The sequence below is a fragment of the Bosea sp. (in: a-proteobacteria) genome (assembly GCF_023953965.1).
Lineage (GTDB): Bacteria > Pseudomonadota > Alphaproteobacteria > Rhizobiales > Beijerinckiaceae > Allobosea.
The window spans coordinates 1,230,537-1,252,184 of record NZ_JAMLIX010000001.1 but is presented as its reverse complement, the minus strand read 5'-3'; the positions used below and the strand labels follow the sequence as shown (position 1 = coordinate 1,252,184).

The following is a 21,648-nucleotide window of genomic DNA, read 5'->3' as shown; positions in this document are numbered from 1 at the left end:
CTATGCCAACGCTACGGCAAGACAACTGGGGTGAGCCATGGGCAAACGGGTGACGAACGCGACCGCCGGCGCGATCGCAGCGATCGAGGCCGCAGCCACCGGACTGAAGAGTTCGATGCCCGCCGAGTTCCCCCGCCTGCTGTTCGGCCGCTCCGTCGCCGAGGATCTCGAGGCGGTGCCGCCTGAGATGCTCGCCCGCACCGGCGCCGCCGCCTTCGAGCACCTCTCCCAGCCACGCAAGCCCGAGACGATCAACCTTCGCTTCCGCGACGAGGAATTCGGCGAGGGCGAGCGCCGGCACCAGCGCACCGTCCTCGAGGTGGTCAACGACAACAAGCCGTTCCTGCTCGATTCGACGCTGGCCGAGCTGCAGGAGCAGGGCCACGAGCCGCAGCTCGTCGCCCATCCGATCCTGGCGGTCGCGCGCGACGCCAAGGGCGAGTTCGTCTCGCTCGCCGGCGAGGCGGCCGGGCGCGCGCCCGAGGGCACGCGCCGCGAGAGCCTGCTCCACATCCACGTCCCGCGCATCGATTCGGACGAGGCGCGCGAGAAGCTGCGCGCGGGGCTCACGCACGTCTATGCCGACGTCGCGCTCGCCGTCGACGACTGGGCCGCGATGCGCGGCCGCATCACCGAGGTGATCCAGGCCTACCGCGCCAATCCGCCGCCGCTGCCGGAGGACGAGATCGCCGAGGCGCTGCAATTCCTCGAATGGATCGCCGGCGACAATTTCACCCTGCTCGGCGTCCGGGCCTATCGCTTCCCCGGCGGCGACGTCGCCGCCGACCCGATCGAGGGCTCGGGGCTCGGCATCCTGCGCGACCCGACGGTCAGGGTCCTGCGCAAGGGCCGCGAGCTCGTCACCGTCACGCCGGAGCTGCGCTCCTTCCTGGCCAAGCCGCAGGCGCTCATCATCACCAAGGCCAACGTCAAGAGCCGCGTCCACCGGCGCGTCCATCTCGACTATGTCGGCGTCAAGCTGTTCACGCCGGACGGAAGGCTCGACGGCGAATTGCGCATCGTCGGCCTGCTCACCTCGAACGCCTATACCGGCTCGGCCCGCGCCATTCCCTATCTGCGGCTGAAGGTCGCGCGCGTCGCCAAGAGTATCGGCTTCGATCCGGCGAGCTATTCCGGCCGGGCGCTGATGAACGTGCTCGACGCCTATCCGCGCGACGAGCTCTTCCAGATCGACGTGGCGACGCTGGAGCAGTTCGCGCTCGACATCCTGCAATTGACCGAGCGGCCGCGCATCCGCGCGCTCGCCCGCCTCGACGAGTTCGACCGCTTCGTCTCGATCCTCGTCTTCATCCCGAAGGACCGCTACGACAGCGCGGTGCGCCAGCGCGTCGGCGAATTCCTGGCGCGGATCTATGGCGGGCGGCTTTCGGCCGCCTATCCCGCCTATCCCGAGGGGCCGCTGTCGCGCACCCATTTCATCATCGGCCGCGACGAGGGCAAGACCCCGCGCATCGACCGCGCCACGCTGGAAGCCGGCATCGCGGCAATCGTCCGCACCTGGAGCGACGGGCTCAAGGACGCGCTCGACCGGGAGAAGGCCGGCCCCGCCGCCCGCGCGCTGGCCGAGCGCTATGCGGATGCCTTCGGCGCCGCCTATCGCGAGCGCTTCTCGGCCACCGACGCGATCGCCGATATCGCGCTCATCCAGGAGCTCACGCCGGAGCGCGCGCGCGCCGTCAATCTCTATCGCCGCGAGGGCGACGACGCCCGGCGCGCCAACCTCAAGGTCTTTTCGCGCGGGGCGCCGATCTCGCTCTCTGCCCGCGTGCCGGTGCTGGAGAACATGGGCTTCCGCGTCGTCAACGAGCGCACCTACAACGTGATGCCGCAGGGCGCGGGCGAGTCCCGCATCTGGCTGCACGACATGACGCTGGAGCGCGCCGACGACGGCGAGATCGACATCGCGCATCTCGATCCGACGATCGAGGCGGCGCTGATGGCGCAGTTCCGGGGGCTCGCCGAATCCGACCGCTTCGACCAGCTCGTGCTCGCCGCCGGCCTCGGCTGGCGGGAGGCCGCGCTGCTGCGCGCCTTCGGCCGCTATCTCAGGCAGGCCGGCGCGCCCTATGCCCAGGGCTACATCGCCGACGCGCTGACCCGCCATCCCGACATCGCCGCCGGCCTCGTCGCCTATTTCACGGCCAGGTTCGACCCGGGCATCAAGGCTTCCGGACGCGAGCAGCGCATGGCCTCAAGCCGCGCCGAAATCGAGCAGGCGCTCGACGCCGTCACCAGCCTCGACGAGGACCGCATCCTGCGCCGCCTCGTCAATCTGGTCGACGCGGGCGTGCGCACCAATTTCTTCCAGGCCGGCCCGGATGGCGGGCCGCGCCAGACCATCACCTTCAAGTTCGACTGCGCCAGGGTCGAAGGGCTGCCGCTGCCGCGCCCGCTCTACGAGATCTTCGTCTATTCGCCGCGCGTCGAGGGCGTGCATATGCGCTTCGGCAAGGTCGCGCGCGGCGGCCTGCGCTGGTCCGACCGGCCGCAGGACTTCCGCACCGAGGTTCTGGGCCTGGTCAAGGCGCAGCAGGTCAAGAACGCGGTGATCGTGCCGGTCGGCGCCAAGGGCGGCTTCGTCCCGAAGCAGTTGCCCCCGGCCTCCGACCGCGCCGCCTGGCTCGCCGAGGGCACCGAGAGCTATCGTATCTTCATCCGCAACCTGCTCGAGCTCACCGACAATCTCGACGGCGAGACGGTGATCCCCCCCGCCGGCACCGTGCGCCATGACGGCGACGATCCCTATCTCGTCGTCGCCGCCGACAAGGGCACCGCGACCTTCTCCGACACCGCCAACGCGATCTCGCTGGAGAAGCACCACTGGCTCGGCGACGCCTTCGCCTCCGGCGGCTCGCAGGGCTATGACCACAAGGGCATGGGCATCACCGCGCGCGGCGCCTGGGAAGCGGTGAAGCGCCATTTCCGCGAGGTCGACATCGACGTCCAGACGACGCCCTTCACCGTCGCCGGCGTCGGCGACATGTCGGGCGACGTCTTCGGCAACGGCATGCTGCGCTCGGCCGAGATCAAGCTCGTCGCCGCCTTCGACCACCGCGACATCTTCCTCGATCCCGATCCGGACCCGGCGAAGTCGCTCACCGAGCGCCGGCGCCTGTTCGAGCTGCCGCGCTCCTCCTGGGCCGATTACGACAAGGGCCTGATCTCGAAGGGCGGCGGCGTCTTCTCGCGCCAGGCCAAGAGCATCCCGCTCTCGCCCGAGATGCGCGCCCTGCTCGATCTCGACAAGGCCGAGGCCTCGCCGCCCGAGCTGATGACCGCGATCCTGAAAGCCCGCGTCGACCTGCTCTGGTTCGGCGGCATCGGCACCTATATCCGCGCCGCCGACGAGAGCGACGCCCAGGTCGGCGACCGCGCCAATGACGCGATCCGCATCGCCGGCGCCGATGTCCGCGCCCGCGTCGTCGGGGAAGGCGCCAATCTCGGCGTCACCCAGCGCGGCCGCATCGAGGCGGCGCGCAAGGGCATCAGGATCAACACCGACGCGATCGACAACTCCGCCGGCGTCAACACCTCCGACGTCGAGGTCAACATCAAGATCGCGCTCGCAGCCCCCGTGAAGGCCGGCCGCCTGAAGGAGGACAAGCGCAACGCGCTGCTGGCCGCGATGACCGACGAGGTCGGCGCGCTCGTGCTGCGCAACAACTATCTCCAGACGCTGGCGCTCTCGCTGACCGAGGCGCAAGGGGCCGCCGCGACGCCTGGCCTGCGCTTCCTGATGCAGAAGCTGGAGCAGGACGGAAGGCTCGACCGCACGGTCGAGTTCCTGCCGAGCGACGCGCTTCTCGCCGAGCGCGAGAAGCGCGGCGAGGCGCTGACCCGGCCCGAGCTCGCGGTGCTGCTGGCCTATGCCAAGCTCTCGCTGCACGACGCGCTGCTCGAATCCCCGGTGCCGGACGATCCCTATCTCGCCGGCGAGCTCATGCGCTATTTCCCCAAGGCGCTGCGCGAGGCCTATCCCGATGCGATCGCCGGCCACAAGCTCCGGCGCGAGATCGTGGCGACGCAGCTCGCCAATGCCATCGTCAACCGCGGCGGCCCGGCGCTGGTGCCGGTGCTGGCGGCGCTGACCCGCTCGGACGCCCCGGCCATCGCCGCGGCCTATGCCATCGCGCGCGATTCCTTCGATCTCATCGCCCTCAACGGCGAGATCGACGCGCTCGACGCCAGGATCCCCGGCAAGATCCAGCTCGGCCTCTACGCCGCGGCGCAGGAGCTCGTCACCAACCGGATGGGCTGGTTCCTGCGCCGCGGCGTCGCCAGGCCCGGCACGATCGAGCAAACCATCGCCCGCTACGCCAGGGGCGTGACGGAGCTCGCCGGCGAGCTCGGCGCCCTGCTGCCGGAGGCCGCTTCCCAGGCACGGCTCGCGCGCATCGCCGTGCTGACCTCGGAAGGCGTGCCGGAGGCGCTCGCCGCCCGGATCGCGAGCCTGCCGGCGCTCGCCGAGTCGACCGACATCGTCGACATCGCCGAGCGCGCCAAGCGCAGGATCGGCGACGTCGCCCGCATCCATTTCGGCATCGACGCGCTGTTTGGCCTGTCGGGCCTGAAGGCGGCGGCCGCGGCCGTGCCGGCGACCGACGATTACGAGCGCCTCGCCCGCGAGCGGGCGATCGAGACCCTCGACGACGCCCATTCCGCCCTGACGCAGGAGGTTTCCACCTCGGCGAAGGGGCAGGGCACGCTGGAGAGCTGGCTCACCGAGCGCGGCGAGGACGCCGAGCGCACCCGCGCCACCGTCGCCGCGATCGCGGGCTCGGGCCTGACCTTGCCGAAACTGATGGTGGCGGCCGGCATGCTGGCCGACCTGCCGCGCAAGCACAGCTAGATGGACAAAGCGATGACCGGCGAAGCCGAAACCACCACCCGCATCGACCCGAAGCTCCTGGAGATCCTGGTCTGCCCGCTGACCAAGGCGACGCTGGAATACGATGCGGCCAGGCAGGAGCTGATCAGCCGGGCGGCGAAGCTCGCCTATCCGATCCGCGACGGCATCCCGATCATGCTGCCGGAAGAGGCCCGGCCGCTGGAGGAGTGAGGCTCGGCGTCATTCTCGGGCGCGCGAACCCCTCTCCCTCCGGGAGAGGGTTCCCTACGCCTCTATTGTCACCGGTCCAGCCGGACCCTACAGCGCCTCGCCCCGAAGCAGCCTCGGCGGCGCGCCGGCGAGGCCGGCCGCCTCGCGGATGAAGAAGCGCTTCAGCCCCGGCATCCGGTCGACGAGGCCGAGGCCCAGATCGCGCGCGAGCCTGAGCGGCGTCGCATCGTTCGAGAACAGGCGGTTGAGCCCGTCCGTCACCGCCCCCATCGCCACCGTGTCGAAGCGGCGCGCCTTCTCGTAATCCTCCAGCACGTCGGGCGCACCGGGATCGAGCCCCAGCCGCGCCGCGTCGACGATGACCTCCGCCAGCGCCGCGACGTCCTTCAGGCCGAGATTGAGCCCCTGCCCGGCGATTGGGTGGATCAGATGCGCCGCATCACCCAGGAGCGCGAGCCGCTCGCCGACGAAGCGCCGGGCCACGCCGAAGCCGAGCGGATGCGCGCTGACCGGGCTTTCGAGCGTAATCCCGCCGAGTTCGAGCCCGAAGCGCCGCTCGATCTCGGCCAGCATGTCGTCGGCATCGAGCGAGAGCAGGGCCGGCACGTTCCGCGTCCGCTCCGTCCAGACGATCGAGGAGCGGTGGCGAAGCCCGCCGCCATCGGCCAGCGGCAGGATGGCGAAGGGCCCGGACGGCAGGAAATGCTCGACCGCCCGGCCGTGATGGGGCCGCTCATGCCCGATCGTGGCGACGATGCCGGACTGGCCGTAATCCCAGCCGACCCAGCCGATGCCGGCCTGCTCGCGCAGCTTCGAGCGCGCCCCGTCGGCGGCGACCAGGAGCGTGGCCCCGCAGCGCCCGCCATCGCCGAAGACGACCTCGACCGCCGCATCCGCGGCCATGAAACGCCGCACGCCGGTCGCGCGCAGCACGACGCCGGCCTCGGTGCAGGCTGCCCTCAGCGCTGCGACGAGCCCCGCATTCTCGACCATATGGGCAAAGGGCTCGCCGGGTTCGACCTCGCCGTCGAAGGTCAGGAAAACCGGGCGCACCGCATCCCCGGTCCGGCTGTCCGAGACGATCATTTCCGTCATCGGCTGCGCCGTCGCGGCGATTCCCGCCCAGATCCCGAGCGTTTGCAGCATCGCGCGGCCGCCGGCGGCGACCGCATAGGCCCGGTTGTCGGCGCGGTGAGGGACCGCCGGCGCCGGATCGGCCAGGACGACGGCGAAATCCGCGCCCAGCCCCTGTTTCAGCGCCAGTGCCAGCGTGAGCCCGGCGATCCCGCCGCCCGCGATGACGATGCGCTTGAGGCTGCCGCCGTCCCGCTCGCTTGCCATACCATCCCTCTCCTCGCGCCGACTTGACGCCACGGGACACCTCGGTGCTGATGCACGATGAAACCGGCCGTGCCCATGCGGGCCGCCGGCCGCTCCGTCAACCCGCCCGCGATGCCGCCGACCATGTCACAGATCAGCGCCTCCCTGTTGGCGATTCTCGACCTCGAAAGGCTCGAGCGCAACCTGTTCCGCGGTCGCAGCCCGCAATCGACCTGGCCGCGCGTCTTCGGCGGGCAGGTGATCGCGCAATCGCTCTATGCCGCCAGCCAAACGGTCGAGGGCCGCCAGGCGCATTCGCTGCAGGCCTATTTCCTGCTGCCGGGCGATCCCGAGGTGCCGATCGTCTACGAGGTCGAGCGCCTGCGCGACGGGCGCTCCTTCACGACGCGCCGCGTGCTCGCCATCCAGAAGGGCGAGGCGATCTTCGCCATGTCGGCCTCGTTCCATATCGACGAGCCCGGCTACGAGCACCAGATGCCGATGCCGGAGGTGCCGATGCCGGAAGAGCTGCCGGATCGCGCGGCACTGGCGAAGCTCATCGACAGGTCGCAGCACGACCCGCTCCAGGGCTTCTACCAGCGCAAGCGCCCGATCGAGATCCGCCCCGTCGAAATCGAGCGCTATCGCGCCGCCACCGGCCTGGAGCCGAAGTTCAACGTCTGGATGCGCGCGGTCGAGCCCCTGCCCGACGAACCGGCCTTCCACCGCAGCGTGCTCGCCTATGCCTCCGACCTGCTGCTGCTCGATGCGAGCCTGATCGCTCATGGCGCCACGGTCTTCGACGGGAAGATCCAGGCCGCCAGCCTCGACCATGCGCTGTGGTTCCACCGGCCCTTCCGGGCGGATGACTGGCTGCTCTACGCGCAGGACAGCCCCTCCACCGCGGGCGCGCGCGGTTTTTCGCGTGGCCTCGTCTTCGACCGCCACGGCCGCCTCGTCGCCTCGGTCGCGCAGGAGGGTCTGATCCGGCCCCGCCCCGATCTCACCTGACGGGCGTGTTTCGCACCGCTCGTCGTCGCTGCGATCGGAAGTGAGCTGAAATCAGGCAACTGCACAGCAGCCTGAAATCTGCCCGGTAATTAGGCAGAGCCTGCGGCCTTTTTCGCTTTTCCCACATGATTTTGCCTCCGGTAGCCGCCTTTCCCAGGCCCGGAGCGGGTTGGCACGTCCCTTGAATTGCCGGTTGCGGCGCAACAGGCCGCCGGGCCGCCAGCCCGGCGGCGCAGACGGGAAAACCCAGCACATGAAAATCGTGATGGCGATCATCAAGCCGTTCAAGCTGGAGGAGGCCCGCGACGGGCTCACCGGTATCGGCGTCCACGGCCTGACCGTGACCGAGGTGAAGGGCTATGGCCGGCAGAAGGGCCATACCGAGATCTACCGCGGCGCCGAATACGCCGTGAGCTTCCTGCCGAAGATCAAGATCGAGGTCGCGGTATCCGACGATCGCGTCGCCGCGGTGATCGAGACGATCACGGCCGCCGCCCGCACCGGCCAGATCGGCGACGGCAAGATCTTCGTCTCCTCGATCGAGAAGGCCGTGCGCATCCGCACCGGCGAGACCGATGCCGACGCGCTCTGAAGCCCGCACCCTCCAGGAGTTTTCGACGATGGTTTTCAGGACTTCGCTGCGGGCCGGACCGGCCGCTCTCGCTCTCGCCGCCCTCTCGGCCGGCGCCGCGCTGGCGCAGGAACCGGCGGCCGTTCCGAACAAGGGCGATACCGCCTGGATGCTGGTCTCGACCCTGCTCGTGCTGTTCATGACGCTGCCGGGGCTCGCCTTGTTCTATGGCGGGCTTGCCCGCTCGAAGAACATGCTCTCGGTGATGAGCCAGGTCACCGCCACCGCCGCCGTGATGTGCATCGTCTGGGTGGTCTACGGCTACAGCCTCGCCTTCACCGGCGGCGGCGCGCTGACGAGCTTCATCGGCTCCTTCTCCAAGGCCTTCCTCGCCGGCGTCAGCGTCGAGACCACCACGGACACCTTCACCAAGGGCGTGGTGATCCCCGAATACGTCTTCGTCTGCTTCCAGATGACCTTCGCGATGATCACGCCGGCGCTGATCGTCGGCGGCTTCGTCGAGCGGATGAAGTTCTCGGCGCTCATGCTCTTCGTCCTGCTGTGGTCGACCTTCGTCTATTTCCCGATGGCGCATATGGTCTGGTTCTCGGAAGGCTATCTCTTCACCCTCGGCGCGCTCGATTTCGCCGGCGGCACGGTCGTCCACATCAATGCCGGCATCGCCGCCCTCGTCGGCGCGCTGGTGATCGGCAAGCGCATCGGCTACGGCCGCGAGCTGATGTCGCCGCATTCGCTGACCATGACCTTCATCGGCACCGCCGTGCTCTGGGTCGGCTGGTTCGGCTTCAATGCCGGCTCGAATCTCGAGGCCACGGCCGGCGCCGCGCTCGCCATGATCAACACCTTCACCGCCACCGCCGCCGCGGCGCTGGGCTGGCTCTTCATCGAATGGGCCGTCAAGGGCAAGCCCTCGCTGCTCGGCATGCTGTCGGGCATCGTCGCCGGCCTCGTCGCCGTGACGCCCGCCGCCGGCCTCGTCGGGCCGATGGGCGCGATCGTGCTCGGCGCGATCGCCGGCGTCGTCTGCTTCTTCTTCTGCACCACGGTCAAGAACGCGCTCGGCTACGACGATTCGCTCGACGTCTTCGGCGTCCACGGCGTCGGCGGCATCATCGGCTCGCTCGGCACCGGCATCTTCGTCGCTCCGGCATTGGGCGGCGTCGGCGTCGCCGACTACGCCATGGGCGCGCAGCTCTGGAAGCAGTTCGTCGCGGTCGCGGTCGCGGTCGTCTGGTGCGGCGTCGGCTCCTTCGTCCTGTTCAAGATCGTCGACGCGGTCATCGGCCTGCGCGTCACCTGCGATGAGGAGCGCGAGGGCCTCGATATCGCCGAGCACGGCGAGCGCGCCTACAACATGTGATTGCTTCGCGCGCTTCACCTGAAGCAGGCCCCGGCGGGCGACCGCCGGGGCTCTTTCATGCCCGCCTGCCGGCAAGGTTAAGCGGGTCTTAACCTGCGCTTCCTAAGCTTTCGCGGATGGCCGGAACGATGCGGCCCTGAAGCCCGGACAGACCTCGTAAACCGCATGCGCACGATCCGCCGCTCCCAATCGCTCATGGACCGCCTGCCCGACCCGCTGCGCGATTTCCTGTCGCGCCGCGCCTCGGAGCTGACGGGGCTCGGCATCCTCGCCATGATGGTCGCGATCTCGGCGGCGCTGGCGAGCTGGTCGGTCGACGATCCCAGCCTCAACAACGCCACCAGCGGCGCCGTCCGCAACTGGCTCGGCCGGCCGGGCGCGATGGTCGCCGATCTCCTGATGCAGCTCATCGGGCTCGGCGTCATCGCGCTGCTGTTCCCGCCGGTGATCTGGGCGCTCCGGCTCGTGCGCTTCCACCTCTTCGATCGCGGCGCGCTGAAGCTCGGCCTCTGGGTCGTCGGCGTCGCCGCGGCCGCCGCCGTCGCCAGCGCGCTGCCCGCGACGCCGCGCTGGCCCTTGCCCACCGGCATGGGCGGCGTGATCGGCGACGGCCTGCTCTTCGGCAGCCGCAACATCGCGGGCATCGCCGGCAGCGCGGTCGGCAGCCTCGTCGGCTTCCTCTATGCCGGCATCGCGATCCTCGCCGTCACCGCCGCCGCCGGCTTCGGCTTCGTCACCGACGAGGACCCGGCCCTCGACGGCGACGAGAGCGAGGACAGCTGGTCCGACGGCGAGGAACGCCGCGACGACGAGCCCGGCATCACCGTCATCCTGATCGGCTGGCTGGCGCATGGCGCGATGGCGCTGCGCGCCGCGATCCTGCGCCGCCTGCCGCAGCCGCCGGAACCGGTCGTCGACACTGGCCCGATGCCCGCGCGCGACGGCGGCCGCGTCCGCCGCGAGCCGCAGTTCGGCGAGGCCCCGGCCGCCCGCCGCGGCCTGCCCGATTTCGATCCGCCGCCGCTTCCCGCCGCGGCCTCCGACGATGGCGACGCCCCCTTCGACCTCGACGACGAGCCGCAGGACCTGCGCGATCTCAATGCCCCGCGCGTGACCATGCCGCGCCCCGCGCCCAAGCCCGGCAAGCGCATGCAGCGCGAGGCCCAGCCCTCCCTGCTCGACCGCGACACGTTCGAGCTGCCGCCGCTGACCTATCTGGCCGAGCCGAAGAAGGTCGCGGCCCACACCGTCTCGACCGACGCGCTGGAGCAGAACGCCACGCTGCTCGAGGGCGTGCTCGAGGATTTCGGCGTGCGCGGCGAAATCTCGCAGGTGCGCCCCGGCCCTGTTGTGACGCTTTACGAGCTGGAGCCTGCGCCTGGGACGAAGAGTTCGCGTGTGATCTCGTTGGCGGACGACATCGCGCGGTCGATGAGCGCGGTCTCGGCGCGGGTGGCTGTGGTTCAGGGCAAGAACGCCATCGGCATCGAACTGCCCAACGCACGGCGCGAGACCGTCTTCCTGCGCGAGCTCCTCGCCAGCCAGGACTTCGAGACCACCCGCCACAAGCTTGCGCTCTGCCTCGGCAAGACCATCGGCGGCGAGCCCGTCATCGCAGACCTCGCCCGCATGCCCCACCTCCTCGTCGCCGGCACCACCGGTTCGGGCAAGTCCGTCGCCATCAACACCATGATCCTGTCGATCCTCTACCGGCTCAAGCCCGAGGAATGCCGCCTGATCATGGTCGACCCCAAGATGCTCGAACTCTCCGTCTATGACGGCATCCCGCATCTGCTCACCCCCGTCGTCACCGATCCCAAGAAGGCCGTCGTCGCCCTCAAATGGGCCGTGCGCGAGATGGAGGAGCGCTACAAGAAGATGTCGAAGCTCTCGGTGCGCAACATCGACGGCTTCAATGCCCGCGTCCAGGAGGCGAAAGCCGCCGGAGAGGTCATCACCCGCACCGTCCAGACCGGCTTCGACAGGCACTCGGGCGAGGCGATCTACGAAGACGAGGTCATGGACCTCGAGCCTCTGCCCTATATCGTCGTCATCGTCGACGAGATGGCCGACCTGATGATGGTCGCCGGCAAGGAGATCGAGGGCACGATCCAGAGGCTCGCCCAGATGGCGCGCGCCGCCGGCATCCATGTCGTGCTGGCGACGCAGCGCCCCTCGGTCGACGTCATCACCGGCACGATCAAGGCGAACTTCCCGACCCGCATCTCCTTCCAGGTGACGAGCAAGATCGACTCGCGCACCATCCTCGGCGAGATGGGCGCCGAGCAGCTGCTCGGCCAGGGCGACATGCTCTACATGGCCGGCGGCGGGCGCATCACCCGCGTCCACGGGCCCTTCGTCTCCGACGCAGAGGTCGAGAAGGTCGTGGCTCACCTCAAGACGCAAGGCCGGCCGCAATACCTCGACGCCGTCACCTGCGAGGACGAGGACGGCGCCGACGACGAGGGCGGCGCGGTCTTCGACAAGACCGGCATGGGCGCCTGCGACTCGGACGACCCTTACGAGCAGGCCGTCGCCGTCGTGCTGCGCGACCGCAAGGCCTCGACATCCTACATCCAGCGCCGCCTCCAGATCGGCTACAACCGCGCCGCCTCCATCATGGAGCGCATGGAGAACGAGGGTATCGTCGGGCCAGCTAACCACGCAGGTAAACGCGAGATCCTGGTCGAAGGCCAGAATCAGCACGACGAATGAACCTCCAGGCCACCGCGCGCCCTTGCGGCGGCCGGCGCCGATCCTCAAATTGCCATGACGATGCTGCAACCTTGAGCCCGGATCGGGCCTTGGGCGAGGGCGCGGCAGAAGGAATGGATGAGCCTTGCGCGACAGATTGACCCCGGCCGTTCGGACTTCGGTTCTGGTGGCGATGTGTGCCGGCTTCGCGCTCGCGGCCGGCCCGCTCGCGGCCCAGCCCCTGCAGCTCCAGCCGCCCAAGCCCATCGCCGCCAAACCCGCCCCGCGCCTCGTGCTGCCGCCGCCCCGGCCCCCGGGCCTCGGCCAGCCGCGCGCCGCTGCGGCCGAGACGGCGCCCGCCCCGCCGGCCGCGGCCGGCCCCGCGGCGGCGGCTGCACCGGCCCCGGCGGCGCCCGTCAGGAGCAAGCCCGCCCCGCCCGCGACCCAGGAAGAGGCGATCGAGCGGCTGAACGCCTATCTCAACAGCTTCACCACCCTGCAGGGCAACTTCATCCAGCACGCCGCCAACGGCAAGCGGCTGGAGGGGCGCATCTATATCCAGCGCCCCGGCAAGATGCGCTTCGAATACGAGCCGCCGGCGACCACGGAGGTGATCGCGGACGGCACCTCGGTTGCCGTGCGCGACAAGCGCCTGGCGACGCAGGACATCTATGCGATCGGCCAGACGCCGCTGAAGTTCCTGCTGCGCGAGCGCATGGACCTGACGCGCGAGGGCACGCTCAAGGGCGCCAGCATCGACGGCGATCTGCTCTCGGTCAGGCTGGAGGACCGCACGACGCTGGGCGGCACCTCGAAGATCACGCTGAAATTCGACCTCGTCGCCAACGAGCTCAGGCAATGGGTCGTGGTCGACCCGCAAGGCTACGAGACCTCGATCTCGCTCTACAACCTCGACACCCGCCGCCGGCCCGATCCGGGGAATTTCGTGATCGACTACCAGCGCACGCTCTGACGCAAGGCCCACGAAACACCTTGCCTTTTGCGGCGCGACGACCCAGTTTCCGGCCTCCTTCCCGCCGGGATCCTCGCGTTGAAGCTCACCGTCACCAGTTGGAACATCAATTCCGTCCGCCTGCGCATCGGCATGGTCGGCGCGTTCCTCGAACGTCACGCCCCCGACATCCTCTGCCTGCAGGAGACCAAGACGCCGGACGAGCAGTTCCCGGCCAAGGCCTTCCACGAGCTCGGCTATGTCCATCAGGCCTTCATCGGCCAGAAGGGCTATAACGGCGTCGCCATCGTCTCGAAGCTGCCCTTCAGCGAGAAGGACGCGATGGCGATGTGCGGCCGCAACGACGCCAGGCATATGACGGTGACACTCGACAAGGCGGCCGGCGCCGCCGCCGGCATCGCCATCCATAATTTCTACATCCCGGCAGGCGGCGACATCCCCGATCCCGAAAAGAACGAGAAATTCGCCCATAAGCTCGCCTTCCTCGACGAGATCGGCGCCTGGGGCGTGGCCAAGAAGCCGACCGACCGGCCGGCGATCCTGCTCGGCGACCTCAACATCGCGCCGCTGGAGCACGATGTCTGGAGCCACAGGCAGCTTCTCGACGTGGTCAGCCACACGCCGATCGAGACGACGACGCTGGAGCGGCTGCGCAGCGAGCTCGGCTGGACCGACGCCGCCCGCGCGCTGCGCCCCGAGCCCGAAAAGCTCTATTCCTGGTGGAGCTACCGCGCCCAGGACTGGCAGGCCTCCGATCGCGGCCGCCGGCTCGACCATATCTGGCTCTCGGACGCGCTGAAGCCCGCGCTCCGCGACCTCGCCTTCCTGCGCGAGGCCCGCGGCTGGGAGCGCCCCTCCGACCATGTCCCGGTGACGGTGACGCTGGAGCTGTGAGCGCTTAACCGCGGTCGATCGCATCGAGCGCGGCCCTGACGGCCGCGAGCTCGTCGACGAAGCCGCGCAGCCGATCGCCGATCGCCGCCGCGATCGCCTCGGCCGAATCCGGCGATTCGCCGAGCACGCGCCGCATCACGCTGCGCGGCAGCCGCATCACCTGGGCCGGCTCGCGCGCGATCGCCGTGACCTGGCGCGGCACGGAGGTGAACAGCGCGAGCTCCCCGATCAGCGCGCCGGGGCCGGCGATCTCGTCCGCGGGCTTGCCATCCTCCCCCGCCGTCAGGGCGACCGACCCCGAAACCACCAGCACCGCCCCGTCCGAAGGCTCGCCGACGCGGAACAGCACGTCTCCGGCGCGCAAGGTTCGGCTTTCGGCTGCGAAGGCGAGCAGCCTCAGCGCATCGCGCTCCATCAGGTTCAGCAGCGGCTGCCGGGCGAGCAGCGCCATGTCGTCATCGAGCGCCATCCGTCAGGGATTCAGCCGGTAGCCGCCGGCATCGGTGACGAGCAGGCGGGCATTGCCGGGATCGGGCTCGATCTTCTGGCGCAGGCGGTAGATATGGGTTTCGAGCGTATGCGTCGTCACCTGGCTGTTGTAGCCCCAGACCTCCTGCAGCAAGACCTCGCGCGCGATCGGCTTGCGCCCGGCCCGGTAGAGGAAGCGCAGGATCGCCGTCTCCTTCTCGGTGAGCTTGGTCTTGGAGCCCTTCTCGCTGACGAGCAGCTTCGACCCCGGGTGGAACGTGTAGGGGCCGACCTGAAAGATCGCGTCCTCGCTCGCCTCGTATTGCCGCAAATGCGCCCGGATGCGGGCCAAGAGCACCGCGAACTTGAACGGCTTCACCACGTAATCGTTGGCGCCGGCCTCGAGCCCGAGCACGGTATCGGCATCCGAGCCCTGCGCCGTCAGCATCACGACCGGGCTCTTGAAGCCGTTCCGGCGCATCTCCTTGACGGCCTCGCGCCCGTCCATGTCGGGCAGGCCGACATCCATCACCGCAAGGTCGATACGCTCTCCCTGCACGGCTTTGATCGCCGCCGCCGCGGTCTCGGCGCTCGACAGCCGGAACTCCTCGTAGAGCGCCAGCTGCTCGCAGAGCGTGTCGCGCAGGATCTGGTCGTCATCGACCAGCAGGATATGATGCACGGCGGACATGGACGGTTCGCTCGAAAGCCAGGATTGCGGCAACATGAGCCTGCCGAGTCGTCATCGCAAGTGAGGCTGCCTGGAATTCCCGTGAGAAAGCGATCGAACCTCACTGTGCTGCGCGTCTTCGCCTCGGTCCGCGACCGGCGCAAGGGCTTCCTCGTCGCGGGCCATGCGGTGTTTCCCTGCGCGCTCGGGCGCTGCGGCATCGGCACGGTGAAGCGCGAGGGCGACGGGCGGACCCCGCGCGCCGCCCTGCCGCTGCGTGGCGTGTTCTACCGCGCCGACCGCCTGTCCCGGCCGCGCACGCTGCTGCCACTCAGGCGGATCGGGCCGCGCGACGCCTGGTGCGACGATCAGAACGACCGCCGCTACAACCGCCTGATCGACCGTCCGCCGGGCGAGGCCGAGGAGCGGCTGCAACGCGACGACCATCTCTACGACATCGTCGTCGAGCTCGGCTGGAACGACCGGCCGGTGATTCGCGGGCGCGGCAGCGCGATCTTCTGGCATCTCGCCCGCCCGGGCTTCACGCCGACCGCCGGCTGCGTCGCGATCGAGGGCCATGTCTTCGCAAAAATCCTGCCGCAGCTGGCGCGGCATTGCGTGGTGAGAGTGCGCTGAACACCGCCGTCGTTCTCAGGCGAGGCGAAACGCGGACCTGGGAATCTCCTGTCGAGCATGACGCCCGGATCAGCCCCGCTCTCCGAAGATCGCGCTGCCGACGCGCACATGCGTCGCGCCGAGCTGGATCGCCGCCTCGTAATCGGCGCTCATGCCCATCGACAGGCCGGCAAGCCCGTTCCGGGCGGCGATCTTGGCCAGCAACCCGAAATGCGGCGAGGGCGGCTCCTCTGCCGGCGGGATGCACATCAGCCCTTCGATCGCAAGACCGTGAACCGTGCGGCAGCGCGCGAGGAAGGCGTCGGTCTCGGCAGGCAGGACGCCGCCCTTCTGCGGCTCCTCGCCGGTATTGACCTGAACGAACAGGCGCGGCGCCTTGCCGGCCCGCGCGATCTCACGCGCGAGCTCCCTCGCCAGGCTCTCGCGATCGAGCGACTGGATGACGTCGAACAGCTCGACCGCCTCGCGCGCCTTGTTCGATTGCAGCGGGCCGATCATGTGCAATTCGGCATCGGGGAAGCGCGCCTTCAGCGCCGGCCATTTCGCCTTGGCCTCCTGGACGTAGTTCTCGCCGAAGATACGCTGCCCGGCCTCCAGCGCCTCGAGGATCTGCTCGGCCGGCTTCGTCTTGGAGACCGCGACCAGCGCAACCGAGCCGGCCTTGCGCCCGAAATCGCGCTCGGTGCGGCCGATCGCCGCCCGGATCCCGGCCAAACGCGTAACCGTATCGCTCATCTGCCAGCCTCTCATGCCTCACGCGCCGTTGACCGCGTGCGCGCAATGGTGTCCTAGAGCAGATTGCAAGAATCCGGCATCCGGTTTTTGCAGTGTGCCCCTGCGCCGGCCTGCCTCCGGGAGCCGGCAACACCAGGAATTGCCTGCTGACATGGCCGTCGAACGCTATAATCCGAAAGAGTCCGAGCCGAAATGGCGCGCCGTCTGGGAAGAGCGCAAGCTCTTCGAGACGCGAAACGACGACACGCGGCCGAGCTATTATGTCCTCGAGATGTTCCCCTATCCGTCGGGGCGCATCCATATGGGCCATGTCCGCAACTATGCGATGGGTGACGTGGTCGCGCGCTACAAGCGGGCCAAGGGCTTTGCGGTGCTGCACCCGATGGGCTGGGACGCCTTCGGCCTGCCGGCCGAGAACGCCGCCAAGCAGAAGAAGGTCCATCCGCGCGAATGGACCTATGAGAACATCGCGACGATGCGCAAGCAGCTCAAGTCGATGGGGCTCTCGCTCGACTGGAGCCGGGAGCTGGCCACCTGCGACCCGAGCTACTATCGCCACCAGCAGAAGATGTTCCTCGACTTCCTCGAGGCGGGGCTCGTCGACCGCAAGACCGCCAAGGTCAACTGGGACCCGGTCGACGAGACGGTGCTGGCGAACGAGCAGGTCATCGACGGCCGCGGCTGGCGCTCGGGTGCACCCGTCGAGATCCGCGAGCTGACCCAGTGGTTCTTCAAGATCACCGAGTATGGCCAGGAGCTCAACGACGCCCTCGACGGGCTGACCCGCTGGCCCGACAAGGTCCGGCTGATGCAGAAGAACTGGATCGGCCGCTCCGAGGGCCTGCTGGTTCGTTTCGCCCTCGAATCGAACACGACGGGCGAGGGCGAGGTCGAGATCTACACCACCCGCCCCGACACGCTGTTCGGTGCGAAATTCGTCGCCGTCGCGCCCGACCATCCGATCGCCAAGGCCATTGCCGCGAAGAATCCCGGGCTGCAAGCCTTCATCGAGGAGTGCAAGCGCACCGGCACGGCGCAGGAGGCGATCGACAAGGCCGAGAAGCTCGGCTTCGACACCGGCTTGCGCGCCGTCCACCCGCTCGATCCGAGCTGGACGCTGCCGGTCTATGTCGCGAACTTCATCCTGATGGAATACGGCACCGGCGCCATCTTCGGCTGCCCGGCGCATGACCAGCGCGACCTCGATTTCGTCAACAAATACGGGCTGGGCAACATCCCGGTCGTCGCGCCGGAAGGCATCGACCCGGCCGGCTTCACCATCACCGACACCGCCTATGACGGCGACGGCCGCATGATAAACTCCCGCTTCCTCGACGGCCTGACCATCGCGGAAGCCAAGGAGGAGATTGCCCGCCGCCTCGAGGGCGAGAGCCGCGGCGGCCGCCCGGTCGGCCGGCGCAAGGTCAATTTCCGCCTGCGCGACTGGGGCGTCTCGCGCCAGCGCTACTGGGGCTGCCCGATCCCCGTGATTCATTGTTCCGGCTGCGGAACGGTGTCGGTCCCGGACGCCGATTTGCCGGTGACGCTGCCCGACGACGTCTCCTTCGACAAGCCGGGCAATCCGCTCGACCATCATCCGACCTGGAAGCACGTCGCCTGCCCGCAATGCGGAAAGCCGGCGCGCCGCGAGACGGACACGATGGACACCTTCGTCGATTCGTCCTGGTATTTCGCCCGCTTCACCGATCCCTGGCGCACCGAGAGCCCGACCGACCGCAAGGCGGTCGACCGCTTCCTGCCGGTCGACCAGTATATCGGCGGCGTCGAGCACGCGATCCTGCACCTGCTCTATTCGCGCTTCTTCACCCGCGCCATGAAGAAGACCGGCCATGCCGGGCTGGACGAACCCTTCGCCGGCCTGTTCACGCAAGGCATGGTCGTGCACGAGACCTACCGCGCCGGCAACGGCGACTGGGTCGAGCCGGGCAACGTCCGCATCGAGGTCGTCGGCAACGAGCGCAAGGGCTTCGACGTCGAGACCGGCGCTCCCGTCGAGATCGGCCCGATCGAGAAGATGTCGAAGTCGAGGAAGAACGTCGTCGACCCCGACGACATCATCGCCTCCTACGGCGCCGACACCGCCCGCTGGTTCATGCTCTCCGATTCGCCGCCCGACCGCGACGTGATCTGGACCGACGAGGGCGTGCAGGGCGCCGCCCGCTTCGTCCAGCGCCTGTGGCGGCTGGTGGCGGAGATCGCCGAGCGCACCGGCGGCAAGGCAGCGAAGCCCGCCACGATCGGCGAAGCGGCCCTGGCACTGCGCAAGGCGAGCCACCGCGCGCTCGACGCCGTCGGCGCCGATATCGAGCGCCTCGCCTTCAACCGCTGCGTCGCGCATGTCTACACGCTGACCAACGCCATCGGTAAGACGCTCGACGCCGCGGCCGAAAAGCCCGCGCTCGATGCCGATATCGCCTTCGCGCTCCTTGAGGCCGCCACGATCGCCACGCAACTTGTCGCGCCGATGATGCCGCATCTGGCCGAGGAATGCTGGCATGCGCTCAGCCTCGAAGGGCTCGCCGGCGAGGCGCCTTGGCCTAAGCTCGATCCGGCGCTGCTCAAGGATGACGCGATCACGCTGCCAGTCCAGCTCAACGGCAAGAAGCGGGCGGAGGTGACGGTCGCCGCCGATGCCGATACGGTTGCGGTGGAGGCGGCCGTGCGCGCGAGCGAGGCCGTCCAGCGGGCGCTCGAAGGCCGCCCGATCCGCAAGGTCATCGTGGTTCCGGGGAGAATCGTGAATGTCGTGGTCTGAAGCCGATCTCCCCCGCCGTACAGTGCTGGCGGCCGTGCTGGCGGCCGCTGCGCTCGCCGGCGGCTGCTTCCAGCCGCTTTACTCGGATTACACCACGAGCACGGTCGGCGGCAGCGTCAAGACGGCGTTGCGCGGCATCGAGATCCCCGAGATCAAGGGCCTGATCGGCCATTATTTCCGCAACGAGCTCGTTTTCGAGCTCGACGGCAGCGGCGAGCCGGACGCCCACAAGACCCTCAGGCTCGAGGCGGCGATCACCGAATCGATCCAGGTCATCACGGTCGACTATGCGAACGGCCGCGCCGATTCGGCCGCCCTCGTCGCGACCGCGACCTGGAAGCTCACCCGACAGGGCTCCGACGAGGTCGTCTCCTCGGGAACGAACTCCGTCCGCATTCCCTATGAGCGCTCCGCCCAGCGCTTCGCCACCGTCCGCGCGGCGCGCGACGCGCAGGTCCGCGCCGCCAAGAACCTCGCCGCCATCGTCCGGGGCCAGATCGCCGCCGATCTCACCGCCTGACCGGCCATGGTCGCGATCAAGGCCCATGAGGCCGAGCGCAGCCTCGCCCGTCTCGATCCCGCCTGGCGGCTCGTCCTGATCTACGGCCCCGATGCGGGCCTCGTCTCGGAGCGGGCGGCGGGGCTTGCGCGCGCGAGCGTCGACGATCCGCAGGACGGCTTCCAGCTCGTGCGGATGGACGGCGACGCCGTCGCCGCCGACCCGCTGAAGCTCGCCGACGAAGCCAACACCATCGGCCTCTTCGGCGGCCGCCGCGCCATCCGCGTCTCGCCCACCACGAAACCGCTGCTCGCCGCCGTCGAGCCTCTGCTGGCGACGCCGTCGCAGGATGCGCTCGTCATCGTCGAGGCGGGCGACCTGCAACGCAGCAATCCGCTTCGCACCGCCTGCGAGAAGGCGAAGACGGCGCTCGCCGTTCCCTGCTATGGCGATGCGGCGCGCGATCTCGGCACGATCATAGACGAGATGGTGCGCGGCGCCGGCAAGTCGATCGACCGCGCGACGCGCGATCATCTCGCGGGGCTCCTCGGCGGCGACCGCCAGACCTCGCGCCGGGAGATCGAGAAGCTCATGCTCTATGTCGGGGCGGAGCCGGCCGTGCTGACGGAGCATGTCGAGGCGATCGTCGGCGACACCGCCCAGCGCGAGCAGGCGATGCTGGTCGATGCGGTCTTCGCCGGAAAGCTCGCGGTCCTCGACCTCGCCCAGGCCAAGCTCATGAGCGAGGGGCTCGATCCCGGCGTGATGCTCGGCGCCGTGCTGCGGCAGGCGCTGGCGCTCTTGAAAGCGCGCCAGAGCGTCGATGCCGGGCGCGGCGTCAAGGATGTCGTCGCCACGATGCGGCTGCCCTATCCGCGCATCGCCACGACGGAAGCGGCGCTCGTCGCCTGGTCGAGCCCGAAGCTGACGGAAGCCGTGACGCTGATCGGCAACGCCGTCCTCGCCACCCGCCAGGACAGCGAGATGGGCCGCGCCATCGCGACCCGCGCGCTCTGGACGCTGGCCCGGCTCGGCCGCGCCGGCCGGTCGGAGTGATCAGGCTTTCAGCCGGCGGCAGAGGGCGTCGAGCTGCTCGAGCGTCTTGTAGCCGATCCTGACCTCGCCCGAGCCGTTCGGCCGGTGCCCGATCGAGACCGTGAGGCCGAGCGCTTCCTCCAGCGCGGCTTCGAGCGCCCGCGTATCGGCGTCCTTGACCGGCTTCGGCCTGCCCGTGGCCGCGCTCTTCACCTCGCCGCGGGTCTCCTGCTGCACCACGCGCTCGATATCGCGGACGCTCAGGCCCTCGTCGACGATCTTGCGGGCCATGAATTCCGGGTCCGAAACGGAGAGCAGCGCGCGGGCATGGCCGGCGGACACCGCACCTTCGCTGACCATCCTGCGCACCGGCTCCGGCAGCTTCGACAGGCGCAGCGTATTGGCGACATGGCTGCGGCTCTTGCCGATGACGCGGGCGAGGTCGTTCTGGGTATAGCCGAATTCGGCGATCAGCCGCTCATAGCCCGCCGCTTCCTCGATCGCGTTGAGATCCGTGCGCTGCACGTTCTCGACGATGGCGATCTCCAGCGCCTCGCGGTCATCGGCCTCGACGAGCAGCACCGGCAGGTCGTGCAGCTCGGCGCGCTGCGCCGCGCGCCAGCGGCGCTCGCCGGCGATGATCTCATAGGCATCGATCATGCCGGGGATGGTGCGAACGATGATCGGCTGCAGGATGCCACGCTCGCGGATCGAGGCGGTCAGATCCTGAAGCTCCTCCTCCGCGAAGCTGCGGCGCGGATTGCGCGTGCTCGGCCGCAGGAACTCGACCGGGACCCGCCGCTGGCCGCGCGCCCGCTCGATCGCCCCGATCTCGTCGCCCACATCGCCGATCAGCGCCGCCAGACCCCGGCCAAGGCGGGACCGCCCCTGTTCTTCGGCCATCG

General features: G+C 69.3%; 17 protein-coding genes. 12 read left to right on the top strand and 5 right to left on the bottom strand.

The annotated features are described in order from the left end of the window. Nucleotides 1-37: 37 nt before the first annotated feature. Together M9917_RS05885 and M9917_RS05880 are read left to right on the top strand one after the other, a co-directional pair. A complete protein-coding gene (locus M9917_RS05885; RefSeq protein WP_465246328.1) occupies nt 38-4,870 on the top strand; it encodes an NAD-glutamate dehydrogenase in 4,833 nt (1,610 codons plus the stop codon). A gap of 12 nt (nt 4,871-4,882) precedes the next feature. Then, nucleotides 4,883-5,080: a Trm112 family protein gene (locus M9917_RS05880; protein WP_297251755.1), complete on the top strand. Its 198-nt coding sequence runs from the start codon at nt 4,883-4,885 to the stop codon at nt 5,078-5,080. A gap of 87 nt (nt 5,081-5,167) precedes the next feature. Here M9917_RS05880 and M9917_RS05875 read toward each other — a convergent pair whose 3' ends face one another. Next, nucleotides 5,168-6,421 (bottom strand): ubiquinone biosynthesis hydroxylase, encoded by a 1,254-nt coding sequence (locus tag M9917_RS05875; protein WP_297251753.1) that lies wholly within the window; start codon nt 6,419-6,421, stop codon nt 5,168-5,170. Between the two features lie 123 nt (nt 6,422-6,544). Between M9917_RS05875 and M9917_RS05870 the strand changes: the two genes are divergently transcribed. The 6 genes from M9917_RS05870 (at nt 6,545) to xth (ending at nt 13,924) form a co-directional block, all read left to right on the top strand. Beyond that, nucleotides 6,545-7,411 (top strand): acyl-CoA thioesterase, encoded by an 867-nt coding sequence (locus M9917_RS05870; protein ID WP_297251751.1) that lies wholly within the window; start codon nt 6,545-6,547, stop codon nt 7,409-7,411. Between the two features lie 253 nt (nt 7,412-7,664). Beyond that, nucleotides 7,665-8,003: a P-II family nitrogen regulator gene (locus M9917_RS05865; protein ID WP_297251749.1), complete on the top strand. Its 339-nt coding sequence runs from the start codon at nt 7,665-7,667 to the stop codon at nt 8,001-8,003. A 28-nt stretch (nt 8,004-8,031) separates the two neighbouring features. Continuing rightward, nucleotides 8,032-9,363 carry an ammonium transporter gene (locus M9917_RS05860; protein WP_297251747.1) on the top strand — a complete coding sequence of 444 codons (1,332 nt, stop codon included), beginning with the start codon at nt 8,032-8,034 and terminating at the stop codon, nt 9,361-9,363. 165 nt (nt 9,364-9,528) lie between these two features. Continuing rightward, nucleotides 9,529-12,078, top strand: coding sequence for a DNA translocase FtsK (locus M9917_RS05855; protein ID WP_297251745.1), 2,550 nt, complete (start codon nt 9,529-9,531; stop codon nt 12,076-12,078). Nucleotides 12,079-12,202: 124 nt separating this feature from the next. Continuing rightward, nucleotides 12,203-13,030 carry a LolA family protein gene (locus M9917_RS05850; RefSeq protein WP_297251743.1) on the top strand — a complete coding sequence of 276 codons (828 nt, stop codon included), beginning with the start codon at nt 12,203-12,205 and terminating at the stop codon, nt 13,028-13,030. Between the two features lie 78 nt (nt 13,031-13,108). Then, a complete protein-coding gene (xth, locus tag M9917_RS05845) occupies nt 13,109-13,924 on the top strand; it encodes an exodeoxyribonuclease III (protein ID WP_297251741.1) in 816 nt (271 codons plus the stop codon). A gap of 4 nt (nt 13,925-13,928) precedes the next feature. Here xth and M9917_RS05840 read toward each other — a convergent pair whose 3' ends face one another. Together M9917_RS05840 and M9917_RS05835 are read right to left on the bottom strand one after the other, a co-directional pair. Continuing rightward, nucleotides 13,929-14,393, bottom strand: a complete 465-nt coding sequence (locus tag M9917_RS05840; RefSeq protein ID WP_297251739.1) for a cyclic nucleotide-binding domain-containing protein — start codon at nt 14,391-14,393, stop codon at nt 13,929-13,931. A 3-nt stretch (nt 14,394-14,396) separates the two neighbouring features. Further along, complete coding sequence (locus tag M9917_RS05835) at nt 14,397-15,083, bottom strand: response regulator transcription factor (RefSeq protein ID WP_297251737.1); 687 nt, start codon at nt 15,081-15,083, stop codon at nt 14,397-14,399. A gap of 81 nt (nt 15,084-15,164) precedes the next feature. On the opposite strand from M9917_RS05835, the gene M9917_RS05830 reads away from it, so the two are divergent. Continuing rightward, nucleotides 15,165-15,698 carry a L,D-transpeptidase family protein gene (locus M9917_RS05830; RefSeq protein ID WP_297251735.1) on the top strand — a complete coding sequence of 178 codons (534 nt, stop codon included), beginning with the start codon at nt 15,165-15,167 and terminating at the stop codon, nt 15,696-15,698. A gap of 69 nt (nt 15,699-15,767) precedes the next feature. Here the strand turns inward: M9917_RS05830 and M9917_RS05825 are convergent, their stop codons facing one another. Beyond that, nucleotides 15,768-16,433 carry a YggS family pyridoxal phosphate-dependent enzyme gene (locus M9917_RS05825; RefSeq protein ID WP_297251733.1) on the bottom strand — a complete coding sequence of 222 codons (666 nt, stop codon included), beginning with the start codon at nt 16,431-16,433 and terminating at the stop codon, nt 15,768-15,770. Between the two features lie 151 nt (nt 16,434-16,584). Here M9917_RS05825 and leuS point away from each other — a divergent pair, with 151 nt between their 5' ends. The 3 genes from leuS to holA are packed head-to-tail and all read left to right on the top strand — an operon-like array spanning nt 16,585 to nt 20,764. Continuing rightward, the gene (gene leuS / locus M9917_RS05820) at nt 16,585-19,209 is read left to right on the top strand and encodes a leucine--tRNA ligase (RefSeq protein ID WP_297251731.1); all 2,625 of its coding nucleotides are present in this window, start codon (nt 16,585-16,587) and stop codon (nt 19,207-19,209) included. After that, nucleotides 19,196-19,729, top strand: coding sequence for an LPS assembly lipoprotein LptE (locus M9917_RS05815; protein ID WP_297251729.1), 534 nt, complete (start codon nt 19,196-19,198; stop codon nt 19,727-19,729). Before leuS ends, M9917_RS05815 begins: the two co-directional genes overlap by 14 nt. A 6-nt stretch (nt 19,730-19,735) precedes the next feature. Beyond that, nucleotides 19,736-20,764: a DNA polymerase III subunit delta gene (gene holA / locus M9917_RS05810; RefSeq protein ID WP_297251727.1), complete on the top strand. Its 1,029-nt coding sequence runs from the start codon at nt 19,736-19,738 to the stop codon at nt 20,762-20,764. Here the strand turns inward: holA and M9917_RS05805 are convergent, their stop codons facing one another. Next, nucleotides 20,765-21,646: a ParB/RepB/Spo0J family partition protein gene (locus tag M9917_RS05805; protein ID WP_297251725.1), complete on the bottom strand. Its 882-nt coding sequence runs from the start codon at nt 21,644-21,646 to the stop codon at nt 20,765-20,767. Between the last annotated feature and the right edge of the window lie 2 nt (nt 21,647-21,648).

Coding starts and splice junctions, on each gene's coding strand:
- M9917_RS05885 (WP_465246328.1), top strand. CDS start 38: ATGGGCAAACGGGTGACGAACGCGACCGCCGGCGCGATCGCAGCGATC.
- M9917_RS05880 (WP_297251755.1), top strand. CDS start 4,883: ATGACCGGCGAAGCCGAAACCACCACCCGCATCGACCCGAAGCTCCTG.
- M9917_RS05875 (WP_297251753.1), bottom strand. CDS start 6,421: ATGGCAAGCGAGCGGGACGGCGGCAGCCTCAAGCGCATCGTCATCGCG.
- M9917_RS05870 (WP_297251751.1), top strand. CDS start 6,545: ATGTCACAGATCAGCGCCTCCCTGTTGGCGATTCTCGACCTCGAAAGG.
- M9917_RS05865 (WP_297251749.1), top strand. CDS start 7,665: ATGAAAATCGTGATGGCGATCATCAAGCCGTTCAAGCTGGAGGAGGCC.
- M9917_RS05860 (WP_297251747.1), top strand. CDS start 8,032: ATGGTTTTCAGGACTTCGCTGCGGGCCGGACCGGCCGCTCTCGCTCTC.
- M9917_RS05855 (WP_297251745.1), top strand. CDS start 9,529: ATGCGCACGATCCGCCGCTCCCAATCGCTCATGGACCGCCTGCCCGAC.
- M9917_RS05840 (WP_297251739.1), bottom strand. CDS start 14,393: ATGGCGCTCGATGACGACATGGCGCTGCTCGCCCGGCAGCCGCTGCTG.
- M9917_RS05835 (WP_297251737.1), bottom strand. CDS start 15,083: ATGTCCGCCGTGCATCATATCCTGCTGGTCGATGACGACCAGATCCTG.
- M9917_RS05825 (WP_297251733.1), bottom strand. CDS start 16,433: ATGAGCGATACGGTTACGCGTTTGGCCGGGATCCGGGCGGCGATCGGC.
- leuS (WP_297251731.1), top strand. CDS start 16,585: ATGGCCGTCGAACGCTATAATCCGAAAGAGTCCGAGCCGAAATGGCGC.
- M9917_RS05815 (WP_297251729.1), top strand. CDS start 19,196: ATGTCGTGGTCTGAAGCCGATCTCCCCCGCCGTACAGTGCTGGCGGCC.
- holA (WP_297251727.1), top strand. CDS start 19,736: ATGGTCGCGATCAAGGCCCATGAGGCCGAGCGCAGCCTCGCCCGTCTC.
- M9917_RS05805 (WP_297251725.1), bottom strand. CDS start 21,646: ATGGCCGAAGAACAGGGGCGGTCCCGCCTTGGCCGGGGTCTGGCGGCG.